This is a genomic window from Shigella sp. SIG6, assembly GCF_053555815.1.
Map to the genome: position 1 here is coordinate 1 of NZ_JBQZXC010000003.1, position 24,827 is coordinate 24,827.

21 protein-coding genes, 3 tRNA genes, 1 other RNA gene and 4 pseudogenes are annotated in these 24,827 nt (G+C 51.6%); 16 read left to right on the forward strand and 13 right to left on the reverse strand.

What is annotated here, in order from left to right; translation table 11 throughout:
- Positions 1-37: 37 nt before the first annotated feature.
- On the reverse strand, positions 38-1,453 hold the full coding sequence (gene gltX / locus ACUU1M_RS01000; RefSeq protein ID WP_000695651.1) for a glutamate--tRNA ligase: 1,416 nt from the start codon (positions 1,451-1,453) through the stop codon (positions 38-40).
- A 258-nt stretch (positions 1,454-1,711) separates the two neighbouring features.
- On the opposite strand from gltX, the gene ACUU1M_RS01005 reads away from it, so the two are divergent.
- The 5 genes from ACUU1M_RS01005 to ACUU1M_RS01025 all read left to right on the forward strand — a co-directional run bounded on the left by ACUU1M_RS01005 (position 1,712) and on the right by ACUU1M_RS01025 (position 2,604).
- A tRNA-Val gene (locus tag ACUU1M_RS01005) sits at positions 1,712-1,787 on the forward strand.
- A 44-nt stretch (positions 1,788-1,831) separates the two neighbouring features.
- Positions 1,832-1,907 (forward strand) — tRNA-Val (locus ACUU1M_RS01010).
- Positions 1,908-1,911: 4 nt separating this feature from the next.
- Positions 1,912-1,987 (forward strand) — tRNA-Lys (locus ACUU1M_RS01015).
- A gap of 30 nt (positions 1,988-2,017) precedes the next feature.
- A non-coding RNA gene (locus tag ACUU1M_RS01020) (RtT sRNA) lies at positions 2,018-2,143 on the forward strand.
- A 119-nt stretch (positions 2,144-2,262) separates the two neighbouring features.
- Positions 2,263-2,604, forward strand: coding sequence for a FlxA-like family protein (locus ACUU1M_RS01025; RefSeq protein ID WP_000201413.1), 342 nt, complete (start codon positions 2,263-2,265; stop codon positions 2,602-2,604).
- Positions 2,605-2,645: 41 nt separating this feature from the next.
- Here ACUU1M_RS01025 and ACUU1M_RS01030 read toward each other — a convergent pair.
- A pseudogene (locus ACUU1M_RS01030) lies at positions 2,646-3,521 on the reverse strand (LysR family transcriptional regulator).
- A gap of 89 nt (positions 3,522-3,610) precedes the next feature.
- On the opposite strand from ACUU1M_RS01030, the gene ACUU1M_RS01035 reads away from it, so the two are divergent.
- Positions 3,611-4,609, forward strand: a complete 999-nt coding sequence (locus ACUU1M_RS01035; protein WP_000765613.1) for a bile acid:sodium symporter family protein — start codon at positions 3,611-3,613, stop codon at positions 4,607-4,609.
- Here the strand turns inward: ACUU1M_RS01035 and ACUU1M_RS01040 are convergent.
- The 3 genes from ACUU1M_RS01040 to zipA form a co-directional block, all read right to left on the reverse strand.
- Positions 4,606-4,824, reverse strand: coding sequence for a DUF3820 family protein (locus ACUU1M_RS01040; protein ID WP_000410201.1), 219 nt, complete (start codon positions 4,822-4,824; stop codon positions 4,606-4,608). The genes ACUU1M_RS01035 and ACUU1M_RS01040 overlap by 4 nt on opposite strands.
- A 1-nt stretch (position 4,825) precedes the next feature.
- Positions 4,826-6,841, reverse strand: a complete 2,016-nt coding sequence (gene ligA, locus ACUU1M_RS01045) for an NAD-dependent DNA ligase LigA (RefSeq protein ID WP_000443651.1) — start codon at positions 6,839-6,841, stop codon at positions 4,826-4,828.
- Between the two features lie 70 nt (positions 6,842-6,911).
- The gene (gene zipA / locus ACUU1M_RS01050) at positions 6,912-7,883 is read right to left on the reverse strand and encodes a cell division protein ZipA (protein WP_152028841.1); all 972 of its coding nucleotides are present in this window, start codon (positions 7,881-7,883) and stop codon (positions 6,912-6,914) included.
- A 229-nt stretch (positions 7,884-8,112) separates the two neighbouring features.
- Here zipA and cysZ point away from each other — a divergent pair, with 229 nt between their 5' ends.
- From cysZ to crr, 5 genes are all read left to right on the forward strand, one after another.
- The gene (gene cysZ / locus ACUU1M_RS01055; protein ID WP_152028842.1) at positions 8,113-8,874 is read left to right on the forward strand and encodes a sulfate transporter CysZ; all 762 of its coding nucleotides are present in this window, start codon (positions 8,113-8,115) and stop codon (positions 8,872-8,874) included.
- Positions 8,875-9,058: 184 nt separating this feature from the next.
- On the forward strand, positions 9,059-10,030 hold the full coding sequence (gene cysK / locus ACUU1M_RS01060; RefSeq protein ID WP_000034406.1) for a cysteine synthase A: 972 nt from the start codon (positions 9,059-9,061) through the stop codon (positions 10,028-10,030).
- Positions 10,031-10,413: 383 nt separating this feature from the next.
- A complete protein-coding gene (ptsH, locus tag ACUU1M_RS01065) occupies positions 10,414-10,671 on the forward strand; it encodes a phosphocarrier protein Hpr (protein WP_000487600.1) in 258 nt (85 codons plus the stop codon).
- 44 nt (positions 10,672-10,715) lie between these two features.
- Positions 10,716-12,443 carry a phosphoenolpyruvate-protein phosphotransferase PtsI gene (ptsI, locus tag ACUU1M_RS01070; RefSeq protein WP_000623136.1) on the forward strand — a complete coding sequence of 576 codons (1,728 nt, stop codon included), beginning with the start codon at positions 10,716-10,718 and terminating at the stop codon, positions 12,441-12,443.
- Positions 12,444-12,483: 40 nt separating this feature from the next.
- The gene (gene crr / locus ACUU1M_RS01075; protein WP_000522247.1) at positions 12,484-12,993 is read left to right on the forward strand and encodes a PTS glucose transporter subunit IIA; all 510 of its coding nucleotides are present in this window, start codon (positions 12,484-12,486) and stop codon (positions 12,991-12,993) included.
- A gap of 41 nt (positions 12,994-13,034) precedes the next feature.
- Here crr and pdxK read toward each other — a convergent pair whose 3' ends face one another.
- Positions 13,035-13,886, reverse strand: coding sequence for a pyridoxine/pyridoxal/pyridoxamine kinase (gene pdxK / locus ACUU1M_RS01080; RefSeq protein ID WP_000096661.1), 852 nt, complete (start codon positions 13,884-13,886; stop codon positions 13,035-13,037).
- Between the two features lie 104 nt (positions 13,887-13,990).
- Here pdxK and ACUU1M_RS01085 point away from each other — a divergent pair, with 104 nt between their 5' ends.
- Positions 13,991-14,365 carry a YfeK family protein gene (locus ACUU1M_RS01085; protein ID WP_000719924.1) on the forward strand — a complete coding sequence of 125 codons (375 nt, stop codon included), beginning with the start codon at positions 13,991-13,993 and terminating at the stop codon, positions 14,363-14,365.
- A 32-nt stretch (positions 14,366-14,397) separates the two neighbouring features.
- A pseudogene (locus tag ACUU1M_RS01090) lies at positions 14,398-15,105 on the forward strand (WGR domain-containing protein).
- Between the two features lie 203 nt (positions 15,106-15,308).
- Here ACUU1M_RS01090 and cysM read toward each other — a convergent pair.
- From cysM to murR, 7 genes are all read right to left on the reverse strand, one after another.
- The gene (gene cysM / locus ACUU1M_RS01095) at positions 15,309-16,220 is read right to left on the reverse strand and encodes a cysteine synthase B (RefSeq protein ID WP_005076194.1); all 912 of its coding nucleotides are present in this window, start codon (positions 16,218-16,220) and stop codon (positions 15,309-15,311) included.
- Between the two features lie 133 nt (positions 16,221-16,353).
- Positions 16,354-17,451: a sulfate/thiosulfate ABC transporter ATP-binding protein CysA gene (gene cysA, locus ACUU1M_RS01100; protein ID WP_000021054.1), complete on the reverse strand. Its 1,098-nt coding sequence runs from the start codon at positions 17,449-17,451 to the stop codon at positions 16,354-16,356.
- On the reverse strand, positions 17,441-18,316 hold the full coding sequence (gene cysW, locus ACUU1M_RS01105; protein WP_000852686.1) for a sulfate/thiosulfate ABC transporter permease CysW: 876 nt from the start codon (positions 18,314-18,316) through the stop codon (positions 17,441-17,443). Before cysW ends, cysA begins: the two co-directional genes overlap by 11 nt.
- On the reverse strand, positions 18,316-19,149 hold the full coding sequence (gene cysT / locus ACUU1M_RS01110) for a sulfate/thiosulfate ABC transporter permease CysT (RefSeq protein WP_000458420.1): 834 nt from the start codon (positions 19,147-19,149) through the stop codon (positions 18,316-18,318). The genes cysW and cysT overlap by 1 nt, the downstream gene beginning before the upstream one ends.
- On the reverse strand, positions 19,149-20,165 hold the full coding sequence (gene cysP / locus ACUU1M_RS01115) for a thiosulfate/sulfate ABC transporter substrate-binding protein CysP (RefSeq protein WP_000290222.1): 1,017 nt from the start codon (positions 20,163-20,165) through the stop codon (positions 19,149-19,151). Before cysP ends, cysT begins: the two co-directional genes overlap by 1 nt.
- Before the next feature lie 303 nt (positions 20,166-20,468).
- Positions 20,469-21,260, reverse strand: coding sequence for an SDR family oxidoreductase UcpA (ucpA, locus tag ACUU1M_RS01120; RefSeq protein ID WP_000517445.1), 792 nt, complete (start codon positions 21,258-21,260; stop codon positions 20,469-20,471).
- Between the two features lie 128 nt (positions 21,261-21,388).
- Entirely contained in the window at positions 21,389-22,246 is an 858-nt protein-coding gene (murR, locus tag ACUU1M_RS01125; RefSeq protein WP_000966463.1) for an HTH-type transcriptional regulator MurR, read from the reverse strand.
- 163 nt (positions 22,247-22,409) lie between these two features.
- On the opposite strand from murR, the gene murQ reads away from it, so the two are divergent.
- The 3 genes and pseudogenes from murQ to ACUU1M_RS01140 form a co-directional block, all read left to right on the forward strand.
- Complete coding sequence (gene murQ / locus ACUU1M_RS01130) at positions 22,410-23,306, forward strand: N-acetylmuramic acid 6-phosphate etherase (protein WP_001175640.1); 897 nt, start codon at positions 22,410-22,412, stop codon at positions 23,304-23,306.
- 3 nt (positions 23,307-23,309) lie between these two features.
- Positions 23,310-24,732: pseudogene (murP, locus tag ACUU1M_RS01135) on the forward strand (PTS N-acetylmuramic acid transporter subunit IIBC).
- A gap of 4 nt (positions 24,733-24,736) precedes the next feature.
- Positions 24,737-24,823 (forward strand): annotated as a pseudogene (locus tag ACUU1M_RS01140) (hypothetical protein); the annotation flags it as partial.
- Positions 24,824-24,827 lie beyond the last annotated feature (4 nt).

The window sequence follows — 24,827 nt, forward strand, 5'->3', positions numbered from 1 at the left end:
GATATTATCTCCTGCCGTTTATCTTTTTACACGCTAATTACTGCTGATTTTCGCGTTCAGCAATAAAATCCAGCGCTTTGTTGATACGCTCGATACTGCGGGTCTTACCAATTGCGTGAACGGTAACATCCAGTGCTGGAGACTGCCCCGCACCGGTTACGGCGACACGCAGCGGCATACCAACTTTACCCATACCCACTTCCAGCTCATCCGCCGTCGCCTGAATAGCGTGATGAACGTTTTCAGCGGTCCAGCCAGTAATCGCGGCCAGTTTGTCACGAACCACTTCCAGCGGCTGACGCGCTACCGGACGCAGATGTTTTTTCGCCGCATCGGCATCGAACTCAGCAAAATCTTCGTAGAAATAACGGCAGCTCTGTGCCATCTCTTTCAGCGTCTTGCAACGTTCGCCCAGCAGTTTCACCAGATCAGCCAGCTGCGGGCCGTTACGGGTATCGATATTTTCCTGCTCAATGTGCCACTGTAAGTGAGTAGCAACATACTCCGGCGGCAGCGCGTTAATGTAGTGATGGTTCAGCCACAGCAGCTTGTCGGTGTTGAACGCACTGGCAGATTTGCTGACGGCATTCAAAGTGAAGTATTTGATCATCTCTTCACGAGTGAATATTTCCTGATCGCCGTGGGACCAGCCCAGACGCACCAGATAGTTCAGCAGTGCTTCTGGCAAATAACCGTCATCACGATACTGCATTACGCTGACTGCCCCATGACGTTTGGACAGTTTTTTACCGTCATCGCCATTGATCATAGAAACGTGCGCGTAAACCGGCACCAGCGCTTTCAGGGCCTTAAGAATGTTGATCTGGCGCGGCGTGTTGTTGATATGGTCTTCGCCACGGATAACGTGGGTGATTTCCATATCCCAGTCATCGACAACCACACAGAAGTTATAGGTTGGGGAACCATCGGTACGGCGGATAATAAGATCGTCCAGTTCCTGGTTGCTGAACTCGATCGGACCACGGATCTGATCGTCAAAAACAACAGAACCTTCCTGCGGGTTAGCAAAACGTACAACACACGGTTCATCATCAGCATGATGCTCATGGCTGTGGCGGCAGCGACCGTCATAACGCGGCTTCTCACCTTTCGCCATTTGCTCTTCGCGCAGCGCTTCCAGGCGCTCTTTAGAGCAATAGCATTTATAAGCAGTGCCCTCTTCCAGCATCTGATCGATCACCGCGTTGTAGCGATCAAAACGTTTGGTCTGGTAGTACGGACCTTCATCCCACTCCAGGCTCAGCCAGTTCATGCCATCCATAATGGCTTCGATAGCTTCCGGCGTGGAACGCTCAAGATCGGTGTCTTCAATACGCAGCACGAACTCACCGCCGTGGTTACGTGCAAAAAGCCAGGAGTAAAGAGCAGTACGCGCGCCGCCAACGTGCAGATAGCCTGTTGGGCTTGGCGCGAAGCGAGTTTTGATTTTCATGAAATGGCCTTACGTTTAGAAAGATGCCGACAACCGGCAAATCCTGGAAAAATTGAGTGGGCGATATTCTATCACTCCCGCCTGATTCCTCAATGTAGTTCGGGTTTCTACCTTACGCATTATTGTTTTCGTTGACAAATTGCGCAACACGGTCTGTTTTGCGATCATCTTGCTTAAATTTACGACGAACGAACAATTTCTTTAGAAAATGCGTTGACTCATTTTGAACTCTCCCTATAATGCGACTCCACACAGCGGGGGTGATTAGCTCAGCTGGGAGAGCACCTCCCTTACAAGGAGGGGGTCGGCGGTTCGATCCCGTCATCACCCACCAACTACTTTATGTAGTCTCCGCCGTGTAGCAAGAAATTGAGAAGTGGGTGATTAGCTCAGCTGGGAGAGCACCTCCCTTACAAGGAGGGGGTCGGCGGTTCGATCCCGTCATCACCCACCACTTCGGGTCGTTAGCTCAGTTGGTAGAGCAGTTGACTTTTAATCAATTGGTCGCAGGTTCGAATCCTGCACGACCCACCAATGTAAAAAAGCGCCCTAAAGGCGCTTTTTTGCTATCTGCGATACTCAAAGATTCGAACCTGCAGCAGGTTTGAGTTGAGCGCAGCGAAACAACGGAGCCGCTCGCGGCGACGGCCCGAAGGGCGAGCGAAGCGAGTCATCCTGCACGACCCACCAATGCAAAAAAGCGCCCTAAAGGCGCTTTTTTGCTATCTGCGATTTGTAAGATTGATTTTTCTTCTCAAGTTCCTTGTTCTTCTACCGATATTACCTCGTACAGTGACGAGGACTGAACAATGGCCACTATCTCTTCAACTTCAATTCCTTCCATACAAACACAGAGTAGTAACAGGGCATCACAAGGTAGCGATGTTGCTTCACAAATCGCGCGGATAAGTCAGCAAATCATCAAACTCACTCAACAAATTAAAGAGATTGTAGACACTAGCGGCAGTGCTGAAGACAAGCAAAAACAGGCCGAATTGATTCAACAGCAAATCACCCTACTGGAAACACAACTGGCGCAGTTGCAGAAACAGCAGGCAGAAAAGGCGCAGGAGAAAGAGCAGCGTTTGTCTCTGAATGTATCCCTTCTAAATCCTGTTGAAAAAACGACTCATATCGATATCTATATCTGATACAACGGATCCCCTTCCCGACCAGCCATTAGCGCATTGCCCTAGTCTCGTACCACGTCCCATAACGCTTCAGCGGCGGTGGAAAGTGAACGGTTCTTCCTGCGCACCAGCATCAACTGGCGTTCAACCACCGGCGTAATGCGCTTAACCACCAGTGGGCTACCTTCAGGCAATGGTAGCGCCAGTGCAGGAAGAATACTGATGCCGATGCCTGCGGCTACCATCGGGAACAGCGTCGCCGGATGTCCAATCTCCTGCACAATATTCGCCTGAATACCATTGCGCGCCAGCGCTGCGTCAATCAGCGGTCGGCTGCCTGACGCGTAATCCTGCAACACCAATTTCGCTCCCTGTAATGCCTGCCAAGGTACATAATCTTCCACGGCCAAAGCGCTATCGCGATGGCAAAGCAGAAAGAAAGGCTCGGAAAGAATCGCTTCACATTGCAGATCGCCCACTGGGCCTGGATCGATGACGATGCCAAAGTCGACATCTCCCTAGCGAATACTTTCCATCACCCACTGCTGCGGACGATCATGCAGGACAAACTGAATATCTGGATAGCGGCGATGGCTTTCAGCAATGCATTGCGGAATAAGATGCGCGGAAATGGTCTGGCTGGCAGCGACCCGAACTTTTCCGCTCAGTTGTTGCCCCATACGCCCGGTATCGCGCAACGTGCTGTTAAGTTCATCCAGCAGTCGCTCAAGACGCAAAGCCAACTGCTGCCCTGCATCTGTAAGCACCACTTCACGCGTGGTTCTGTCCAGCAGGCGAACACCAGTATGATTTTCCAGCTCCTTCACACTGTGACTTACTGCCGACTGGCTCAAGCCGATACGCTCTCCTGCACGACTAAAACTTTTCTCCTGCGCTACTGTGACGAAAACCTTTAATTGTTTTAAAGAATAATTCATCTGTTTTCTTCATGAATGGATGCAATAAATCAATTTTATTTCTCAAACTGGAAGAAGCACAATAGAACCATCGATCATCTGGAGTCTTTATGAAACTTTTTCGTATCCTCGATCCTTTCACCTTAACCCTGATCACGGTGGTGTTGCTGGCCTCTTTCTTTCCGGCCAGAGGCGATTTCGTCCCCTTCTTTGAAAATCTGACCACCGCAGCTATTGCCCTGCTGTTCTTTATGCACGGCGCGAAGTTGTCGCGTGAGGCGATTATTGCTGGCGGTGGTCACTGGCGACTGCATTTGTGGGTAATGTGCAGCACCTTCGTGCTGTTTCCGATTCTGGGTGTACTGTTTGCCTGGTGGAAACCGGTAAATGTCGACCCGATGCTCTACTCCGGTTTTCTCTACTTGTGCATTCTCCCGGCTACCGTGCAGTCTGCAATCGCCTTCACGTCAATGGCGGGCGGTAACGTCGCGGCGGCGGTTTGTTCTGCGTCAGCATCCAGCCTGCTGGGGATTTTCCTTTCACCATTGCTGGTTGGTCTGGTGATGAATGTTCACGGTGCAAGGGGCAGCCTTGAGCAGGTCGGTAAAATTATGCTGCAACTGCTGCTGCCGTTTGTGTTGGGGCATCTTTCCCGGCCGTGGATTGGTGACTGGGTGTCGCGCAATAAAAAATGGATTGCGAAAACTGACCAGACGTCCATTCTGTTGGTGGTTTATACAGCGTTCAGCGAAGCCGTCGTTAATGGTATCTGGCATAAAGTTGGCTGGGGATCATTGCTGTTTATCGTGGTGGTCAGCTGCGTTCTTCTGGCTATCGTGATTGTAGTTAACGTCTTTATGGCACGCCGACTGGGCTTCAATAAGGCAGATGAAATTACTATCGTCTTTTGTGGTTCGAAAAAGAGTCTGGCAAATGGCATCCCGATGGCAAACATTCTGTTCCCCACATCGGTGATCGGTATGATGGTGCTGCCCCTGATGATTTTCCATCAGATCCAATTGATGGTCTGTGCGGTGCTGGCGCGTCGATACAAACGCCAGACCGAACAGTTACAGGCGCAGCAGGAAAGCAGCGCCGATAAAGCTTAAAGCGGACGCTTCAGGGGCTGGACCAGTTGCGTCAGCCCCTCGGTTTTAATCAGCAGCGTGATTTGCATTAGCTCACCGAGCTTCCCTGCCGGGAACTCATCTTTGCGGGCAAACCACAGCAGATACTCCTCCGGCAGGTCAATTAAGCGACGCCCTTTGTATTTGCCAAACGGCATTATCGTATTGGCTATTTCAATCAGCTGCTCTTTTTCCATCTCAGCTACCCAGCAAACGCAGCATTTCCGCTTCGTCGATGACTTCAATGCCCAGTTCCTGCGCCTTCGCCAGTTTAGATCCTGCAGCTTCACCCGCTATCACCAGATCGGTTTTCTTCGACACGCTGCCCGCGACTTTCGCGCCCAGTTCGACCAGTCGAGCTTTAGCGTCATCACGCGACATCTGGCTTAAGCTGCCCGTAAGCACCACGGTTTTACCAGCAAACGGGCTGTCAATCTCTTCCGCGTTGATAACGATCGGCGCAGGCCAGTGAACACCTTCCGCCAACAGCTCGCTGATGACATTGCGGTTGCTTTCTTCGGCAAAGAAGTTGTGAACGTGGGATGCAACGACAATGCCAACATCAGGCACCTTTTGCAGCTCTTCAATCGAAGCGGCTTCCAGCGCTTCCAGCGTGCCGAAATATGCCGCCAGACCTGCTGCGGTGGCCTCGCCGACTTCACGGATGCCAAGTGCATAGAGGAAGCGAGCAAAGGTGGTTTCTTTCGCTTTTTCCAGCGCGTTAACCACGTTTTGTGCCAATTTTGGCCCCATACGCTCCAGTCCGGTCAGTTTGCCTGCGGTGAGTTTGAACAGATCTGCCGGAGTATGGACATATTCTTTTTCAACCAGCTGATCGATGATTTTGTCGCCCATTCCGTCAACATCCATCGCACGGCGGGAAACAAAGTGTTTCAGCGACTCTTTACGCTGCGCACCGCAAATCAGGCCACCGGTACAGCGGGCAACCGCTTCACCTTCCACACGCTCAACGTCAGAACCACATACCGGACAATGCGTCGGGAATACAACCTCACGGGTATCTTCCGGGCGTTCAGAAAGCACGACGTTAACCACCTGCGGGATCACGTCGCCAGCGCGGCGAATCACCACTTTATCGCCAATGCGTAAACCAAGACGTTCAATTTCATCCGCATTGTGCAAGGTTGCGTTACTCACCAGCACGCCAGCAACATGGACAGGTTCCAGACGCGCAACAGGCGTAATCGCGCCAGTACGCCCAACCTGAAACTCGACGTCACGCACAAAGGTCATCTGCTCCTGCGCCGGGAATTTAAACGCTACCGCCCAGCGCGGGGCACGCGCGACAAAGCCAAGCTGCTCCTGCTGTTCCAGTGAGTTGACCTTAATCACCACGCCGTCGATATCAAAGCCCAGCGTCGGGCGGTCTTCTTCCACTTTGTGATAGAACGCCAGCACTTCTTCCGCCGATTCACAAAGCGTTACCCGATCGCTGACCGGCAACCCCCACTTTTTAAATTGCAGTAAACGGCCAAGATGAGTATCCGGCAGCTCGCCACCTTCCAGAACACCAACGCCATAGCAGAAAAAAGTGAGCGGTCGCTTCGCTGTAATACGCGGATCAAGCTGACGCAGTGAACCAGCTGCCGCATTACGTGGGTTAGCAAAAACTTTCCCGCCCGTGCGTCGCGCATCTTCGTTAATCTTTTCGAACCCCGCCTGCGGCAGGAACACTTCACCACGCACTTCCAGACGCGCCGGGATATTCTCTCCGTGCAGCTTCAGCGGAATGGCGCGAATAGTACGCACATTAGACGTGATATCTTCCCCGGTGGTGCCATCGCCACGGGTCGCGGCACTGACTAAAACGCCATTTTCATACAGAATACTGACGGCAAGGCCATCCAGCTTCAGCTCACAGCACCAGGTGACTTTCTCGTTGTTTTTCAGACGGTCCTGCACACGTTTGTTGAAAGCAAGAAAGCTTTCTTCATCAAAAACGTTATCCAGTGACAGCATTGGTACTTCATGGCGTATCTGGCTGAAAGCTGCCAGCGGCGCAGCACCTACACGTTGGGTAGGCGAATCAGGCGTAATCAGTTCTGGATGTTTGGTTTCCAGCTCGCGCAGTTCGCGCATCAGCCTGTCGTATTCAGCGTCGGGAATTTCCGGCGCATCCATCACATGATAAAGATATTCATGATGGCAAAGCGTCGTTCGCAGTTCTGTCAGTTGTTGTTCGATTGATTCCATATCGCACCATCAATGCTAAAAACCCCCGACAAGCGGGGGTTCGAAGAGGAGTTAATTTGCCTTAAGTGTATCAGGCGTTGGCGTCTTTGACTTCGCGGATGATGTCCTGATACTCGCGCAATTTCTGCGGAGTCATCATACGGCGCTGATCGTCAAGCACGACACCGCCCACTTCATCGGCAATATGCTGCGCAGATTGCAGCATCAGCTTGAAGTTCTGCAGCTCGTCACCGTAAGACGGTACCTGCATAAAGATAGTGACACCCGGAGTAGTGAAATCCTTCATTTCAGGATCAAAGGTTCCCGGTTTCACCATATTCGCCAGGCTGAATAACGCCGGGCCGCTGCCATCCGGGCTAAGATGACGATGGTAAATATTCATATCGCCAAAAATGAAGCCCGCTTGTTGAATGCTGTTAAGAAGCAGTTCACCGTTTAGCTCGCTACCGTGATGCGCCGCGACGTTCATGATAATCACCGCTTCTTTGCGCTTCGGTTTATCCATAACTGGAGCCGGTTCCGCTACAGGCTCAGGCTGTGGTGCCGCTACGGGTTCTGCAGGCTGGAAAGCCTGTTGTGCCGGTTGCGGTGCTGAATGCACAGGCTGCGGCGCTGGCGCGACCTGTGGCGAAACTGGCTGCTGCAACGGCTGATAGGCAGGCTGCTGCACCGGCTGCGCTGGACGCGGAGCATGTTGCGGCGGTACCTGCGCTTCAGGCGGCTGCTGGACCGGTTGACGCGGCTGCGCAGACGCATAAGGCGGTTGGTACTGGTGTTGCGGCGACGGACGAGCAGCCTCATGCTCCTGAGCGTTAGCCGGGGCATGATTCACGCGGTGAACACGAACCTCACCAACGCCCTCATCATCTTCGACATCCTCGTCATAAGAATCGTCGTCACGTGTTGACTTCATTCGTTTTAATGGCCGATCGCGGAACATAGAAGATCGTTCTTTACGGCTGGTCCAGAAACCATGTACCAGTAAAGCGATTATGGCGATCGCGCCAACAATGATTAATATCAGACGCAAATCCTGCATCATTATATTCTCTGTTGTTCTAACACCTTGCCACCACGGCAAACATTTACTCACTAAGAGTATTTGCCGATTACCTCAAGTGCAAGTGCACTATTAACTTTCACAGCACAAAGATAGATGAAATCGTGCTTTTTGCTGTTTTTTCGAACATATCCTAACTGTCCATTGCGCAATTACCCGGTAAAATACGCAGAATTTTCCTGGGATTGGTCAAAAGGAGCTCATCCTGATTATGGTTTCATCATTCACATCTGCCCCACGCAGCGGTTTTTACTATTTTGCGCAAGGCTGGAAGCTCGTCTCGCAACCTGGGATTCGGCGTTTCGTTATTTTACCGCTGCTGGTCAATATTTTGTTGATGGGGGGCGCATTCTGGTGGCTCTTTACACAGCTCGATGTCTGGATCCCGACTTTCATGAGTTACGTTCCGGACTGGCTACAATGGCTGAGTTATCTGTTGTGGCCTCTGGCTGTCATCTCTGTGCTGTTAGTGTTTGGCTATTTCTTCTCCACGATTGCTAACTGGATTGCCGCTCCGTTTAACGGTTTATTGGCTGAACAACTGGAAGCACGATTGACTGGCGCTACACCGCCAGATACCGGGATTTTCGGTATCATGAAAGATGTGCCGCGAATCATGAAACGCGAATGGCAAAAATTTGCCTGGTATCTGCCGCGCGCAATTGTATTACTAATTCTTTACTTCATCCCTGGTATTGGGCAAACCGTCGCGCCGGTACTGTGGTTCCTGTTTAGCGCCTGGATGTTAGCCATCCAGTATTGCGATTACCCCTTCGATAACCACAAAGTGCCGTTTAAAGAGATGCGCACCGCCCTGCGCACACACAAAATCACCAATATGCAGTTTGGTGCTTTAACCAGCCTGTTTACGATGATCCCGCTGCTTAATCTGTTCATCATGCCCGTTGCCGTTTGTGGCGCGACGGCGATGTGGGTCGATTGCTATCGCGATAAACACGCGATGTGGCGGTAACAATCTACCGGTTATTTTGTAAACCGTTTGTGTGAAACAGGGGTGGCTTATGCCGCCCCTTATTCCATCTTGCATGTCATTATTTCCCTTCTGTATATAGATATGCTAAATCCTTACTTCCGCATATTCTCTGAGCGGGTATGCTACCTGTTGTATCCCAATTTCATACAGTTAAGGACAGGCCATGAGTAAGATTTTTGAAGATAACTCGCTGACTATCGGTCACACGCCGCTGGTTCGCCTGAATCGCATCGGTAACGGACGCATTCTGGCGAAGGTGGAATCTCGTAACCCCAGCTTCAGCGTTAAGTGCCGTATCGGTGCCAACATGATTTGGGATGCCGAAAAGCGCGGCGTGCTGAAACCAGGCGTTGAACTGGTTGAACCGACCAGCGGTAATACCGGGATTGCACTGGCCTATGTAGCTGCCGCTCGCGGTTACAAACTCACCCTGACCATGCCAGAAACCATGAGTATTGAACGCCGCAAGCTGCTGAAAGCGTTAGGTGCAAACCTGGTGCTGACGGAAGGTGCTAAAGGCATGAAAGGCGCAATCCAAAAAGCAGAAGAAATTGTCGCCAGCAATCCAGAGAAATACCTGCTGCTGCAACAATTCAGCAATCCGGCAAACCCTGAAATTCACGAAAAAACCACCGGTCCGGAGATCTGGGAAGATACCGACGGTCAGGTTGATGTATTTATTGCTGGCGTTGGGACTGGCGGTACGCTGACTGGCGTCAGCCGCTACATTAAAGGCACCAAAGGCAAGACCGATCTTATCTCTGTCGCCGTTGAGCCAACCGATTCTCCAGTTATCGCCCAGGTGCTGGCAGGTGAAGAGATTAAACCTGGCCCGCATAAAATTCAGGGTATTGGCGCTGGTTTTATCCCGGCTAACCTCGATCTCAAGCTGGTCGATAAAGTCATTGGCATCACCAATGAAGAAGCCATTTCTACCGCCCGTCGTCTAATGGAAGAAGAAGGTATTCTTGCAGGTATCTCTTCTGGAGCAGCTGTTGCCGCAGCGTTGAAACTACAAGAAGATGAAAGCTTTACCAACAAGAATATTGTGGTTATTCTACCATCATCGGGTGAGCGTTATTTAAGCACCGCATTGTTTGCCGATCTCTTCACTGAGAAAGAATTGCAACAGTAATGCCAGCTTGTTAAAAATGCGTAAAAAAGCACCTTTTTAGGTGCTTTTTTGTGGCCTGCTTCAAACTTTCACCCCTCCTGGCATTGATTCAGCCTGTCGGAACTGGTATTTAACCAGACTAATTATTTTGATGCGCGAAATTAATCGTTACAGGAAAAGCCAAAGCTGAATCGATTTTATGATTTGGTTCAATTCTTCCTTTAGCGGCATAATGTTTAATGACGTACGAAACATCAGCGGTCAACACCCGCCAGCAATGGACTGTATTGCGCTCTTCGTGCGTCGCGTCTGTTAAAAACTGGCGCTAACAATACAGGCTAAAGTCGAACCGCCAGGCTAGACTTTAGTTCCACAACACTAAACCTATAAGTTGGGGAAATACAATGTTCCAGCAAGAAGTTACCATTACCGCTCCGAACGGTCTGCACACCCGCCCTGCTGCCCAGTTTGTAAAAGAAGCTAAGGGCTTCACTTCTGAAATTACTGTGACTTCCAACGGCAAAAGCGCCAGCGCGAAAAGCCTGTTTAAACTGCAGACTCTGGGCCTGACTCAAGGTACCGTTGTGACTATCTCCGCAGAAGGCGAAGACGAGCAGAAAGCGGTTGAACATCTGGTTAAACTGATGGCGGAACTCGAGTAATTTCCCGGGTTCTTTTAAAAATCAGTCACAAGTAAGGTAGGGTTATGATTTCAGGCATTTTAGCATCTCCGGGTATCGCTTTCGGTAAAGCTCTGCTTCTGAAAGAAGACGAAATTGTCATTGACCGGAAAAAAATTTCTGCCGACCAGGTTGATCAGGAAGTTGAACGTTTTCTGAGCGGTCGTGCCAAGGCATCAGCCCAGCTGGAAACGATCAAAACGAAAGCTGGTGAAACGTTCGGTGAAGAAAAAGAAGCCATCTTTGAAGGGCATATTATGCTGCTCGAAGATGAGGAGCTGGAGCAGGAAATCATAGCCCTGATTAAAGATAAACACATGACAGCTGACGCAGCTGCTCATGAAGTTATCGAAGGTCAGGCTTCTGCCCTGGAAGAGCTGGATGATGAATACCTGAAAGAACGTGCGGCTGACGTACGTGATATCGGTAAGCGCCTGCTGCGCAACATCCTGGGCCTGAAGATTATCGACCTGAGCGCCATTCAGGATGAAGTCATTCTGGTTGCCGCTGACCTGACGCCGTCCGAAACCGCACAGCTGAACCTGAAGAAGGTGCTGGGTTTCATCACCGACGCGGGTGGCCGTACTTCCCACACCTCTATCATGGCGCGTTCTCTGGAACTGCCTGCTATCGTGGGTACCGGTAGCGTCACCTCTCAGGTGAAAAATGACGACTATCTGATTCTGGATGCCGTAAATAATCAGGTTTACGTCAATCCAACCAACGAAGTTATTGATAAAATGCGCGCTGTTCAGGAGCAAGTGGCTTCTGAAAAAGCAGAGCTTGCTAAACTGAAAGATCTGCCAGCTATTACGCTGGACGGTCACCAGGTAGAAGTATGCGCTAACATTGGTACGGTTCGTGACGTTGAAGGTGCAGAGCGTAACGGCGCTGAAGGCGTTGGTCTGTATCGTACTGAGTTCCTGTTCATGGACCGCGACGCGCTGCCCACTGAAGAAGAACAGTTTGCTGCTTACAAAGCAGTGGCTGAAGCGTGTGGCTCGCAGGCGGTTATCGTTCGTACCATGGACATCGGCGGCGACAAAGAGCTGCCATACATGAACTTCCCGAAAGAAGAGAACCCGTTCCTCGGCTGGCGCGCTATCCGTATCGCGATGGATCGTAAAGAGATCCTGCGCGATCAGCTCCGCGCTATCCTGCGTGCCTCGGCTTTCGGTAAATTGCGCATTATGTTCCCGATGATCATCTCTGTTGAAGAAGTGCGTGCACTGCGCAAAGAGATCGAAATCTACAAACAGGAACTGCGCGACGAAGGTAAAGCGTTTGACGAGTCAATTGAAATCGGCGTAATGGTGGAAACACCGGCTGCCGCAACAATTGCACGTCATTTAGCCAAAGAAGTTGATTTCTTTAGTATCGGCACCAATGATTTAACGCAGTACACTCTGGCAGTTGACCGTGGTAATGATATGATTTCACACCTTTACCAGCCAATGTCACCGTCCGTGCTGAACTTGATCAAGCAAGTTATTGATGCTTCTCATGCTGAAGGCAAATGGACTGGCATGTGTGGTGAGCTTGCTGGCGATGAACGTGCTACACTTCTGTTGCTGGGGATGGGTCTGGACGAATTCTCTATGAGCGCCATTTCTATCCCGCGCATTAAGAAGATTATCCGTAACACGAACTTCGAAGATGCGAAGGTGTTAGCAGAGCAGGCTCTTGCTCAACCGACAACGGACGAGTTAATGACGCTGGTTAACAAGTTCATTGAAGAAAAAACAATCTGCTAATCCACGAGATGCGGCCCAATTTACTGCTTAGGAGAAGATCATGGGTTTGTTCGATAAACTGAAATCTCTGGTTTCCGACGACAAAAAGGATACCGGAACTATTGAGATCATTGCTCCGCTCTCTGGCGAGATCGTCAATATCGAAGACGTGCCGGATGTCGTTTTTGCGGAAAAAATCGTTGGTGATGGTATTGCTATCAAACCAACGGGTAACAAAATGGTCGCGCCTGTAGACGGTACCATTGGTAAAATCTTTGAAACCAATCACGCGTTCTCTATCGAATCTGATAGCGGCGTTGAACTGTTCGTCCACTTCGGTATCGACACCGTTGAACTGAAAGGCGAAGGCTTCAAGCGTATTGCTGAAGAAGGTCAGCGCGTGAAAGTTGGCGATACTGTCATTGAATTTGATCTGCCGCTGCTGGAAGAGAAAGCCAAGTCTACCCTGACTCCGGTTGTTATCTCCAACATGGACGAAATCAAAGAACTGATCAAACTGTCCGGTAGCGTAACCGTGGGTGAAACCCCGGTTATCCGCATCAAGAAGTAATTCTTGCCGCAGTGAAAAATGGCGCCCATCGGCGCCATTTTTTATGTTTCCGCCAGCGGCGGCAAAATCAATTCATCGCTCTCATGCTGCTGGGTGTAGCGCATCACTTCCAGTACGCGCAACCCCGCACGGTGCACCGCATCGTTTAACGCCTTCCCTTTCAGCAAACCACTGATAAGCTGAGCACAAAACAGGTCGCCAGTCCCTTTCAGGTCGGTTTTTACCCGTGAATGGGAAATGACATTCACGCTGTCGGCACTGACCACCACCACCTGCATCTCCTGATTTTCTTCATTACCGGAGGCGCTGGTAATCACCACCCATTTTAATGTGTCTGAAAGCAGACTTTTTGCGGCAGCAATGGCACTGTCGAGATCGCGGCAATTTTTACCGGTCAGGATTTCCAGCTCAAAGATATTGGGGGTAATTCCCTGCGCCAGCGGCAGTAAATATTGTCGATACGCCTCGGGAAGGTCAGGTTTGACATAAATTCCGCTATCAATATCGCCAATCACCGGATCGACCATGATCAATAGGTCAGGATGGTCTTTGCGTAGCGCAGTCAGCCACTCGGCAAGGATTTTGATTTGCGATGCCGTTCCCATATAGCCCGTGGTTACAGCACGAAGTTGGCGCAGCGCATCACGCTCCTGAAGCGCACGCAAATAGCCGCTAAACCATTCGTCCGGAATCGCACCACCGTAGAAAGTGTCATAATGCGGCGTATTGCTCAGCAATACCGTCGGCACGGCAAAGACATTCAAGCCGTTCTGTTTTATAGCAGGCACCGCAATGCTGTTGCCTACGCTTCCGTACACTACCTGCGACTGCACGGCGACGATATCCGCCTGCAGCGCCCTACTCTTATCGTTAAACAACAACAAACTACTCATTTAATTTTTTCTCCTTGCCGATGATCCTCATCGTATTCCAACCGAAACTTTACCTGATTCTGGCAGTCAAATCGGCTATTACAAAACAAAGATAAGGTAATTCAGTGAAGAAAATCATTTGTCTGGCCATTACGCTGCTAATGACACTCCCCGCTTACGCGAAGTTAACTGTTCATGAAGAAGCCCGCATCAACGCCATGCTGGAGGGATTAGCACAGAAAAAGGATTTGATATTTGTGCGCAACGGTGATGAACATACCTGCGATGAAGCGGTTTCCCACCTGCGTCTGAAGCTCGGCAATACCCGTAACCGCATTGACACTGCCGAGCAGTTTATTGATAAGGTAGCTTCGTCGTCATCGATTACCGGGAAGCCGTATATCGTGAAGATCCCCGGTAAGAGCGATGAGAACGCACAGCCTTTTTTACATGCGTTAATTGCGCAGACGGATAAAACGGTGCCTGCGGAAGGAAATTAATCCGCTTTGGTAAGGCATTTACAGGAGGTAACATGAAAAAATGCTTTATTTATCACGATGAAAAATAGAATAAATTTTGGGGGATAGTTTAGCTGTCAACTATGGCAAGGTAGGTAGTATTGGTAAATTCCATACAAAAGAATTCGATAATGAAGAACAGTGTCTGAAAGAAGCCAGTAAATTGATTGCCGCAAAAATGAAAAAAGGATATCAAGAAACTCCAGACTTTAACTTCATGGATCTCTACTATTTTGATGATGAAGAGATTGGGTTACATCTTAAAACGTCACACCCAAACTTCCAGTGCCATTTTACTGATCCACTTTATATGTGTTGCTGGGATGAAGAATCTCCTTTTGGTAGCGATGAAGGTGCTGATGCTCTAAACGAACTTGAAAATAGCCTCCGTTCTGGACTGTGCTGATTTCCCTCAAATGTTAATTGAAACTATGTGGGGTATGAAATACATCGCTATGGACAGTATTCTTGAAGAGGATGTGCGTGCGCAATTACTAGCCGATGAAATGAGCTCTATCCAGAGCAATATGATTACCTACGCGACTGCATTCGGTCAGATCAAAGTCATGGGTAAAATCTCCCATAAACTTAAAAAGATGGGACTCAATGCACTAGCGCGTCATCAGCTTACCGCAAAAATTCTTCAATGGGGTGACGGTCAGGACTCACCAATACTTCAAAAAATGATTGATGACCTTACTGCTTTTCCACACGAAAATTAAAAACTGCATTTGTCGGCAGCAACAACTGCCGACAAATCAGATTATTGACAAAGTGCACTTTGTTTATGCCGGATGCGGCGTAAACGCCTGATCCGGCATAAAAATATTGCTAATTCAATATATTGCAGAAACATTGTAGGCCTGATAAGCGGAGCGCATCAGGCAGTTTTGCGTTTGTCATCAGTCTCCAATGCTATTAATCCTTAAATCCCTGCCCCCTGACTAAAATGCTCTTCCCCAAACACTCCGGTGGAGAGGTAGCGATCGCCACGATCGCAGATGATCGCTACCACCACCGCACCAGGGTTAGCTTTTGCCACCCGCAGTGCTCCAGCAACCGCGCCGCCTGAGCTGACGCCACAGAATATTCCTTCCCGCACCGCCAGTTCGCGCATGGTGTTTTCCGCATTGCGCTGATGAATATCCAGCACCTCATCCACCAGCGCAGCGTTGAAAATCCCCGGCAGATATTCCGCAGGCCAGCGGCGAATGCCCGGAATACTGCTGCCTTCTTCCGGTTGCAGGCCAACAATGGTCACCGGTTTGGATTGTTCGCGCATAAAGCGTGAAACGCCGGTGATAGTGCCGGTCGTCCCCATGCTGGAGACAAAATGAGTGATGCGCCCGCCGGTTTGCTGCCAGATTTCCGGCCCGGTGGTGGTGTAATGCGCATAAGGGTTATCGGGATTATTGAACTGATCGAGCAGCTTTCCTTCGCCACGATTCGCCATCTCCAGCGCCAGATCGCGCGCACCTTCCATGCCCTGCTCTTTGGTGACAAGAATCAGTTCCGCACCATAAGCACGCATCGCCGCACGGCGTTCCTGGCTCATGTTGTCGGGCATCAGCAATTTCATGCGATAGCCTTTCAGCGCGGCAATCATTGCCAGCGCAATGCCGGTGTTACCACTGGTGGCTTCGATTAAGACATCACCCGGTTTAATTTCCCCGCGCTTTTCCGCCTCGACGATCATCGAAAGTGCCGCACGATCTTTCACCGAACCTGCCGGGTTATTGCCTTCCAGTTTTAACCACACTTCACTGCCGTTATCCGGCCCCATTCGCTGCAACTTCACCAGAGGCGTATTGCCTATTGTTTGTTCTAATGTACTCACGATCTCTATCCATACGTGGTGTTGCCTGATGCGACGCTTGCGCGTCTTATCAGGCCTACAGGTTACAAACCTTGCCATTAAAAAGCCCGGATCGCGGGAAGCGCCTCCGGGCGTTTAACATTCACTCAACCTATCAGGCGCTTTGTGCGAGAGCAAGTTCCTCATCGCGGGTTTCAATACGCTCGTCGCCGTTATACAGTCGCGCATGTTGCAGACCAACGAATAAACGCTCGCCACGCTGCGGGGCATCGTCGCCATGCATCACGACCGTCAGCGGTTCGTTGTACCACCCCAGCGGCTGCACCACTAATTGGGTGTAGTGACCTTTCGGGCTGGCTTCCAGTACCTGTACCGGCAGCGGCGAATCGAGACTGGTACGGCGGCTGATATCCACTTCCCACGGGCGCAGGAAGAGATCCACCGGACCCTGATACGCAGGTGTGTAGCCCAGCGGCCAGCGATGCGCGCCAACATGGAACTGCCCGCCGCGAATGGTTCCCTGCAGGCGGTTCACTTCGCCCATAAATTCGAGTACAAAACGGGTCGCTGGTTCGCGCCATACCTGATTTGGCGCATCAGCCTGTTCAATATTCCCCTGACTCATCACCACTACACGATCGGCTACTTCGGTCGCCTCTTCCTGGTCGTGGGTCACAAACACGCTGGTGAATTTCAGCTCTTCATGCAGTTGACGCAGCCAGCGACGCAGCTCTTTACGCACCTGCGCATCCAGCGCGCCAAACGGTTCATCAAGCAGCAGAATTTGCGGTTCTACAGCCAGCGCGCGCGCCAGCGCCACACGCTGTTTCTGGCCGCCGGAAAGCTGCGCCGGATAACGATCCGCCAGATGCGCAAGCTGGACCATTTCCAGCAATTTTGTCACTTTCGCTTTGATGGCTGCGGCATTCGGGCGCTCGCGACGCGGCAGCACCGTCAGGCCAAAAGTGATATTGTCGAATACCGTCATATGGCGGAACAGCGCGTAATGCTGGAACACGAAACCGACTTTACGATCGCGCGCGTGCAGGCGACTCACGTCGGTGCCGTGGAAGCGAATATGCCCGCTGGTTTGATGCTCCAGCCCGGCGATAATCCGCAGCAGCGTGGTTTTCCCGGAACCGGACGGCCCCAGCAACGCGACCATCTGACCAGAAGGAATATCCAGTGAGATATCGTTCAGCACCTGGGTGCGACCAAAAGACTTCTTGATATTGGCAATCTCAATGCTCATGATGCTCCTCCTGCTGCGCGCGTTTTTCCTGATTCTCCAGGCGCCACTGCAACATACTCTTTAAAAACAGGGTGATAATCGCCATCAGCGTCAACAGCGCGGCGGCGGTAAAGGAGCCGACGGTGTTGTAGTCCTGCTCCAACAATTCAATCTGTAACGGCAGCGAAAGTGTTTCGCCGCGAATCGAGCCGGAAACCACCGACACTGCACCAAACTCGCCAATCGCGCGGGCGTTGGTCAGCACCACGCCGTAAAGCAGCGCCCAGCGAATATTCGGCAATGTGACGCGACGGAACATCTGCCAGCCGGACGCGCCAAGCAAAATCGCCGCTTCGTCTTCCTGGCTGCCCTGGCTTAACATCACCGGCACCAGCTCGCGCACCACAAACGGACACGTCACAAAGATGGTGACCAGCACCATTCCGGGCCAGGAGAACATAATTTGCAGATTATGTTCATCCAGCCAGCCGCCGAGCGGGCCGTTGGAGCCGTAGAACAGCAGATACACCAGACCGGCAACCACCGGCGATACGGCAAACGGAATGTCCAGTAGCGTCAGCAGTAACTGGCGTCCCGGGAAGTTAAAGCGCGTCACCAGCCAGGCCAGCAGAATGCCGAACACCAGGTTTACCGGTACGGCAATCAGCGCGATCATCACCGTCAGCCAGATGGCGTGCAGCATGTCCGGATCGGCCAGATTCTGTAAAACCGGCATCAGCCCCTTGCTGAATGCCTGCACGAAGATGTAAATCATCGGCACCAGCAGGATGAACGCCGAAACCAACATCCCGATGCCAATCAGAAACCATTTGCCCCAGTTAATCGGGCGCGCGTCATAACGCTTCAATTGGGTAACTTCCGCCATTAATGACCTACCACACGCCGACCAAAGCGACTTTGCAGAGTGTTAATTGAGAACAGCAGCAGCAGAGATGCCGCGAGGATCACCGAAGCAATCGCGCTCGCTGCCGGGTAATCAAACTCCTGTAAGCGCACAAAAATCATCAGCGACGTCACTTCCGTCTTCCACGCGATATTTCCGGCGATAAAAATCACCGCGCCAAATTCACCAAGACTACGGGTAAACGACAGCGCCACGCCCGCCACCAGCGCCGGAGAAAGCTCCGGCAGCACCACTTTGCAGAAACTCTGCCAGCGCGTTGCACCAAGCGTTTCCGCCGCTTCTTCATATTCCGGGCCTAACTCTTCCAGCACCGGCTGCACGGTACGCACCACAAACGGAATGCTGGTAAAGGCCATCGCCACCGCAATACCAAGCCAGGTATAGGTGACTTTGATATCAAACTTCGCCAGCCATTCACCGTAAAAACCGTTTACGGAAAAGAGCGAGGCCAGCGTTAAACCGGCGACTGCCGTTGGCAGCGCAAAGGGTAAATCCATCAGCGCATCAAGCAGCGTGCGGCCCGGAAAGCGATAACGTGTTAAAATCCACGCCATCAGCAGACCGAAAACGCCGTTAAAAATCGATGCCACAAACGCCGACAGCAGCGTCACTTTGTAGGCCGCGACCACCTGCGGGTTGGTGATCACCTCCCAGTACTGCGCCCAGCTCATCTCAGAAAGCTGCATCACCAGCGCAGAGAGCGGCAGCAGCAATATCAGGCACACAAACAGCAGACTGGTGCCAAGGCTTAAAGTAAAGCCCGGCAGCACGCGTCTTGAAGAAACTGCAAACATTACTTACGCCCCGCCGCTAACAGCTTGTCTAACTCGCCGCCGCTGGTGAAGTGGGTTTTCATCACTTCCGGCCATGAGCCAAATTTGTCTTCCACGCGGAACAGTTCGGTCTGCGGGAATTTATCTTTCAGTTTGTCCATGACTTCCGGGTTATTCACACGGTAGTAATAGTCGGTGATGATGGTCTGCGCCTGTGGGCTGTAGAGCCAGTTCAGGTAGGCTTTTGCGGCTTTTTCCGTACCGTTGGCCTGCACATTTTTATCGACCCACGCCACCGGGAATTCCGCCAGAATATTGGTTTTCGGGATCACCACTTCAAAGCCCTGTGCTTCATACTGTTTACGGATGTTGTTCACTTCCGATTCAAAGCTAATCAGCACATCGCCCAAGCCACGCTCGGCAAAAGTGGTGGTTGCGCCACGACCGCCGGTATCGAACACTTCAACGTTTTTCAGGAACTGGGTCATAAACTGTTCGGTTTTGGCTTTATCGCCACCGTCAGCTTTATCCGCTGCGCCCCATGCCGCCAGATAGGTATAACGCGCGTTACCCGACGTTTTCGGGTTCGGGAAAATCAGCTTCACGTCGGAGCGCACCAGGTCGTTCCAGTCGTGGATATTCTTCGGGTTGCCCTTACGCACCAGGAAGCCCATGGTGGAGTAGAACGGCGAGCTATTATTCGGCAGGCGCGACTGCCAGTCAGCCGGGATCAGCTTGCCTTTGTCGTGCAGGATTTGTACGTCGGTCACCTGGTTATAAGTGACAACGTCTGCTTTTAAGCCCTGCAAAATCGCCAGCGCCTGTTTTGATGACCCGGCATGAGATTGTTTTATCGTCAGTTTGTCGCCGCCGTTATCTTTTGCCCATTGCTGTTCAAACGGCGGATTCAGGGCGGCAAACAGCTCGCGGGAGACGTCATAAGAACTGTTCAGCAGTTCCGTTGCCTGTACATGGCCCGCCAGCAGCAGAGAAGCGACCAGCGCGAGTGAGTTCTTTTTCAGTAAGTTAACGGCCATTGCGCACCCTTATAAATTTAATGACTTTCTAATAGCCATCATATTTATAACGGACGTGAAAGGAGTAACGGTTTTATATACCGTTTGGTGATTTGGAAGTTAAAAAGGGAATAAGAACTTGGTTCAACAGGCGTAATTGTTGCAGGCAGTTTGGACACGGACAGCGCGGAGAAACCGGAGCGTACACATAGTACGTGAGGATTTCGAGCACTGCCCGGGGCCAAAATGACAAATGAAATAGCCTGGTGAACTTAGTTCAAGACGAAATCCTCCCCACACATGCAGGGAGGAAACAGAGGTGAATCAGATACCGACGCTAACCGTCTCCGGCAGTGTGCTGCCGCCATCAATCACATTCTGTGTACCGGTTAAATAGCTGGATTCATCCGATGCGAGGAAGGCCGCCAGTTCGCCGACTTCCAGCGGATCGGCGAGGCGACACAGCGGGATTGCTTTTGCCATTTCAGTCAGCACCGATTCTGGATCTTCCGGGTTCGACTGGCGGGCAATGCTTTCCGCCATTGGCGTGCGGACGTATCCCGGGCAGATGGCGTTAACGCGAATACCTGATTGCGTGTACTCCACCGCCAGCGATTTAGTCAGGCCAACAATCGCCACTTTCGTTAAGGCATACGCCGTTTCGCCAGGATCGGCCACCATATCACCAGTGACTGAAGACATCATCACAATGCGACCATCTTTGCGCGCAATCATCTCCGGCAGCACCGCCTTCGTGACGTTCCATACGCCTTTAATATTGATATCAATATGGAAATCGCGATCTTCATCGCTCATATCGAGGAAACTGCCCAGACGACAAACGCCTGCGTTATTCACTAGGATATCAATGCGCCCTTCTTTTTCCTTCGCGCGTTTGATAGCTGCGGCTACCGACGCCGGGTCACGCACATCGGCGACAACCGCCGTACAGCGATGACCACGACCACACAGTTCGTCCGCTAGCTTTTCGATCTCAGGGGAGATATCCAGCAAGATTAGGTTCGCGCCATGACGTGCAAAAGTTCTGGCAATTCCTTCGCCAATTCCCTGCAATGCGCCCGTAATCAGTGCTGTCTTGCCCGTGAGTTTACCCATTTTAATGCTCTCCTTGTTAATACAGAGCGTTACACTCCATTCCCTCTGAAAATACAGGATAAACAAAATATTGCTGCGGATCAGCCCACTAATTCAGGAAAATCTCAATCCAGTCGCTGCTTTATGCATCATTTCAGGCGTTGTGTTAGCTCACTGCTGCGCTGAATCATTTTCAATGACGCCACATCATTGAGTTGCACAAGACCAACAAACAGTAAATCGGTAACAGAATTTTGCGCCGTGCGGGTAGACATCGACGAGCTACGCCATTCGGTTTCACCGGAAACGGTATCGAGCGTGAAATGCGCCAGCCGCCGCAGCGGAGAGTCAGCCAGAGAAGTAATGGCAATCACCGTTGCCCCCTGCTTTCGTGCCGCTTCTGCGCACAAGACAATCTCTTTTTTACTGCCGCTGTAAGAGATAGCGATTTGTACATCGCCTTTTTTCAACGCCTGGGAAACGGTGGCTTGTACGTGCGTGTCGGCTTCGCAGGCCACGCGATAGCCAATTTTCATCAGTTTGAACGACAGATCGCGCCCCACCAGCGCCGATCCGCCCAGGCCCGTTATCTGGATAAACGGTGCTTTACTGATGACCTCAATGATTTTTTGCAGCCGCGCGTAGTCGAACAACGCACAGGTTTGCTCCAGCGCCAGCTCTTTTTCGCGATTCAGTTTGCGGGCAATCACTTCCAGCGAATCATCACTGGTAATCGAACTGTGCAGGTGCAGCGCCGTGGCATTCGTTTTCTCCCGGCTGGCACTGTATTCGCCAATTAACGCCATACGCAATTCAGTAAATCCTTGCGCGCCGAGCTTCTGGGCAAATTTCACAATGCTCGACTGGCTGATACCGAGCTGTTTCGCCATCTGCCGTGAAGAGACGGATTTCAGCTCGCTCACTCTGGCCCGCAGAAAGTCAGCAATTTTTTGCTCGTTCCCGGTAAATACACTTTCCGCATTGCGTATTTTCGTCAGGTACAACATCTTCCACTCTCCTGGGCTGGCAGCAAAAATTCCGCTTAAGTTCTTATGACGCTCTTCACACTCTGCGAGTGTAGACTCAATGATTCCTTTAAGTCTGTCAATTCGGGATATATGATTCCATACATCTGCAATTATTTGATCGTAAATAGTAAGGTCACCACCGATGCAACTAGAAAAGATGATTACTGAAGGCTCGAACACCGCCTCGGCTGAAATTGACCGCGTATCGACGCTGGAAATGTGCCGGATTATCAACGATGAAGATAAAACCGTACCGCTTGCCGTTGATCGCGTCCTGCCGGATATCGCCGCGGCGATCGATGTTATCCACGCCCAGGTCAGCGGCGGCGGTCGTCTGATTTATCTCGGTGCGGGAACATCCGGTCGTCTGGGGATTCTGGATGCCAGCGAATGTCCGCCCACCTACGGCGTGAAACCGGGTCTGGTGGTTGGTTTGATTGCTGGAGGCGAATATGCCATTCAGCACGCGGTGGAAGGCGCTGAAGATAGCCGGGAAGGTGGTGTTAACGATCTGAAAAATATTAATTTAACGGCACAGGATGTGGTGGTTGGCATTGCTGCCAGCGGTCGCACGCCGTATGTGATTGCCGGACTGGAATACGCACGCCAGCTCGGCTGCCGCACAGTGGGAATTTCCTGTAATCCGGGGAGCGCCGTTTCAACCACCGCTGAGTTTGCCATTACACCGATTGTAGGTGCCGAAGTTGTTACCGGTTCTTCGCGGATGAAAGCAGGTACAGCGCAGAAACTGGTGCTCAATATGCTTTCCACCGGGCTGATGATTAAATCCGGCAAAGTGTTCGGCAACCTGATGGTCGATGTGGTCGCCACCAACGAAAAACTGCATGTGCGCCAGGTCAATATCGTTAAAAACGCCACCGGATGTAATGCCGAACAAGCGGAAGCGGCGTTAATTGCCTGCGAGCGCAACTGTAAAACGGCCATTGTGATGGTGCTGAAAAATCTCGATGCCGCAGAAGCTAAAAAACGCCTGGATCAACACGGCGGCTTTATTCGTCAGGTTTTAGACAAGGAATAACCCATGGCCAAAGAGATCAGCAGTGAACTTCTGAACACCATTCTTACCCGTGTCGGCGGACCGGGAAATATCGCCAGTTGTGGTAACTGTATGACGCGCCTGCGTCTGGGTGTACATGACAGTTCACTGGTTGATCCCAATATCAAAACGCTGGAAGGCGTGAAGGGCGTCATTTTGACCAGCGACCAGGTGCAGGTCGTTTTTGGGCCTGGTAAAGCGCATCGTGCCGCAAAAGCGATGAGCGAGCTGCTGGGCGAGGCACCGGTACAGGATGCCGCAGAAATCGCCGCCCAGAACAAACGTCAGTTAAAAGCCAAACAAACCTCCGGCGTGCAACAATTTCTCGCCAAATTCGCCACCATCTTCACGCCGCTGATCCCCGGTTTTATTGCCGCCGGTCTGCTGCTGGGGATAGCGACGTTAATTGCCACGGTGATGCACGTTCCGGCAGATGCTCAGGGCACGCTACCCGACGCGCTGAATTTTATGAAGGTGTTCAGCAAAGGTTTGTTCACCTTCCTAGTGATTCTGGTGGGCTATAACGCCGCCCAGGCATGGCGGCACGGGCGTCAATGGCGCAATTATTGCCGCACTCTTTTTGCTCGGTTATAACCCCGCTGCAACCACCGGTTACTACGCCGGTTTTCACGATTTCTTTGGTCTGCCCATCGATCCGCGCGGCAATATTATCGGCGTGCTGATTGCCGCGTGGGCCTGCGCCCGCATTGAAGGCATGGTGCGCCGCTTTATGCCGGACGATCTCGACATGCTGCTGACCTCGTTAATCACCCTGCTGATCACCGCTACGCTTGCGTACCTGATCATTATGCCGCTGGGTGGCTGGTTATTCGAAGGTATGTCATGGCTGTTTATGCACCTGAACAGTAATCCGTTCGGTTGTGCGGTTTTAGCCGGGCTGTTCCTGATCGCCGTGGTATTTGGCGTGCATCAGGGCTTTATTCCTGTTTACCTCGCGTTAATGGACAGCCAGGGATTCAACAGCTTATTTCCCATCCTTTCAATGGCAGGCGCGGGCCAGGTGGGCGCGGCGCTGGCACTCTACTGGCGGGCGCAACCGCACAGTGCGCTACGCAGTCAGGTACGCGGGGCGATTATTCCCGGCCTGCTGGGCGTTGGTGAACCGCTGATTTACGGTGTCACCCTGCCCCGCATGAAGCCGTTTGTTACCGCCTGTTTAGGCGGCGCGGCGGGCGGTTTGTTTATCGGATTGATAGCCTGGTGGGGTCTGCCGATGGGCTTAAACAGCGCCTTTGGGCCGTCTGGTCTGGTGGCGCTGCCGCTGATGACTTCCGCACAAGGCATCCTTCCGGCAATGGCGGTTTATGCTGGCGGGATTCTGGTGGCATGGGTTTGCGGGTTTATTTTCACCACGCTCTTTGGCTGCCGTAACGTCAATCTGGACTGATATTATGAAACGGACAATGCTCTATCTTTCTCTGCTGGCTGTTAGTTGTAGCGTCAGCGCCGCAAAATACCCTGTTCTGACAGAAGGTAGTTGAT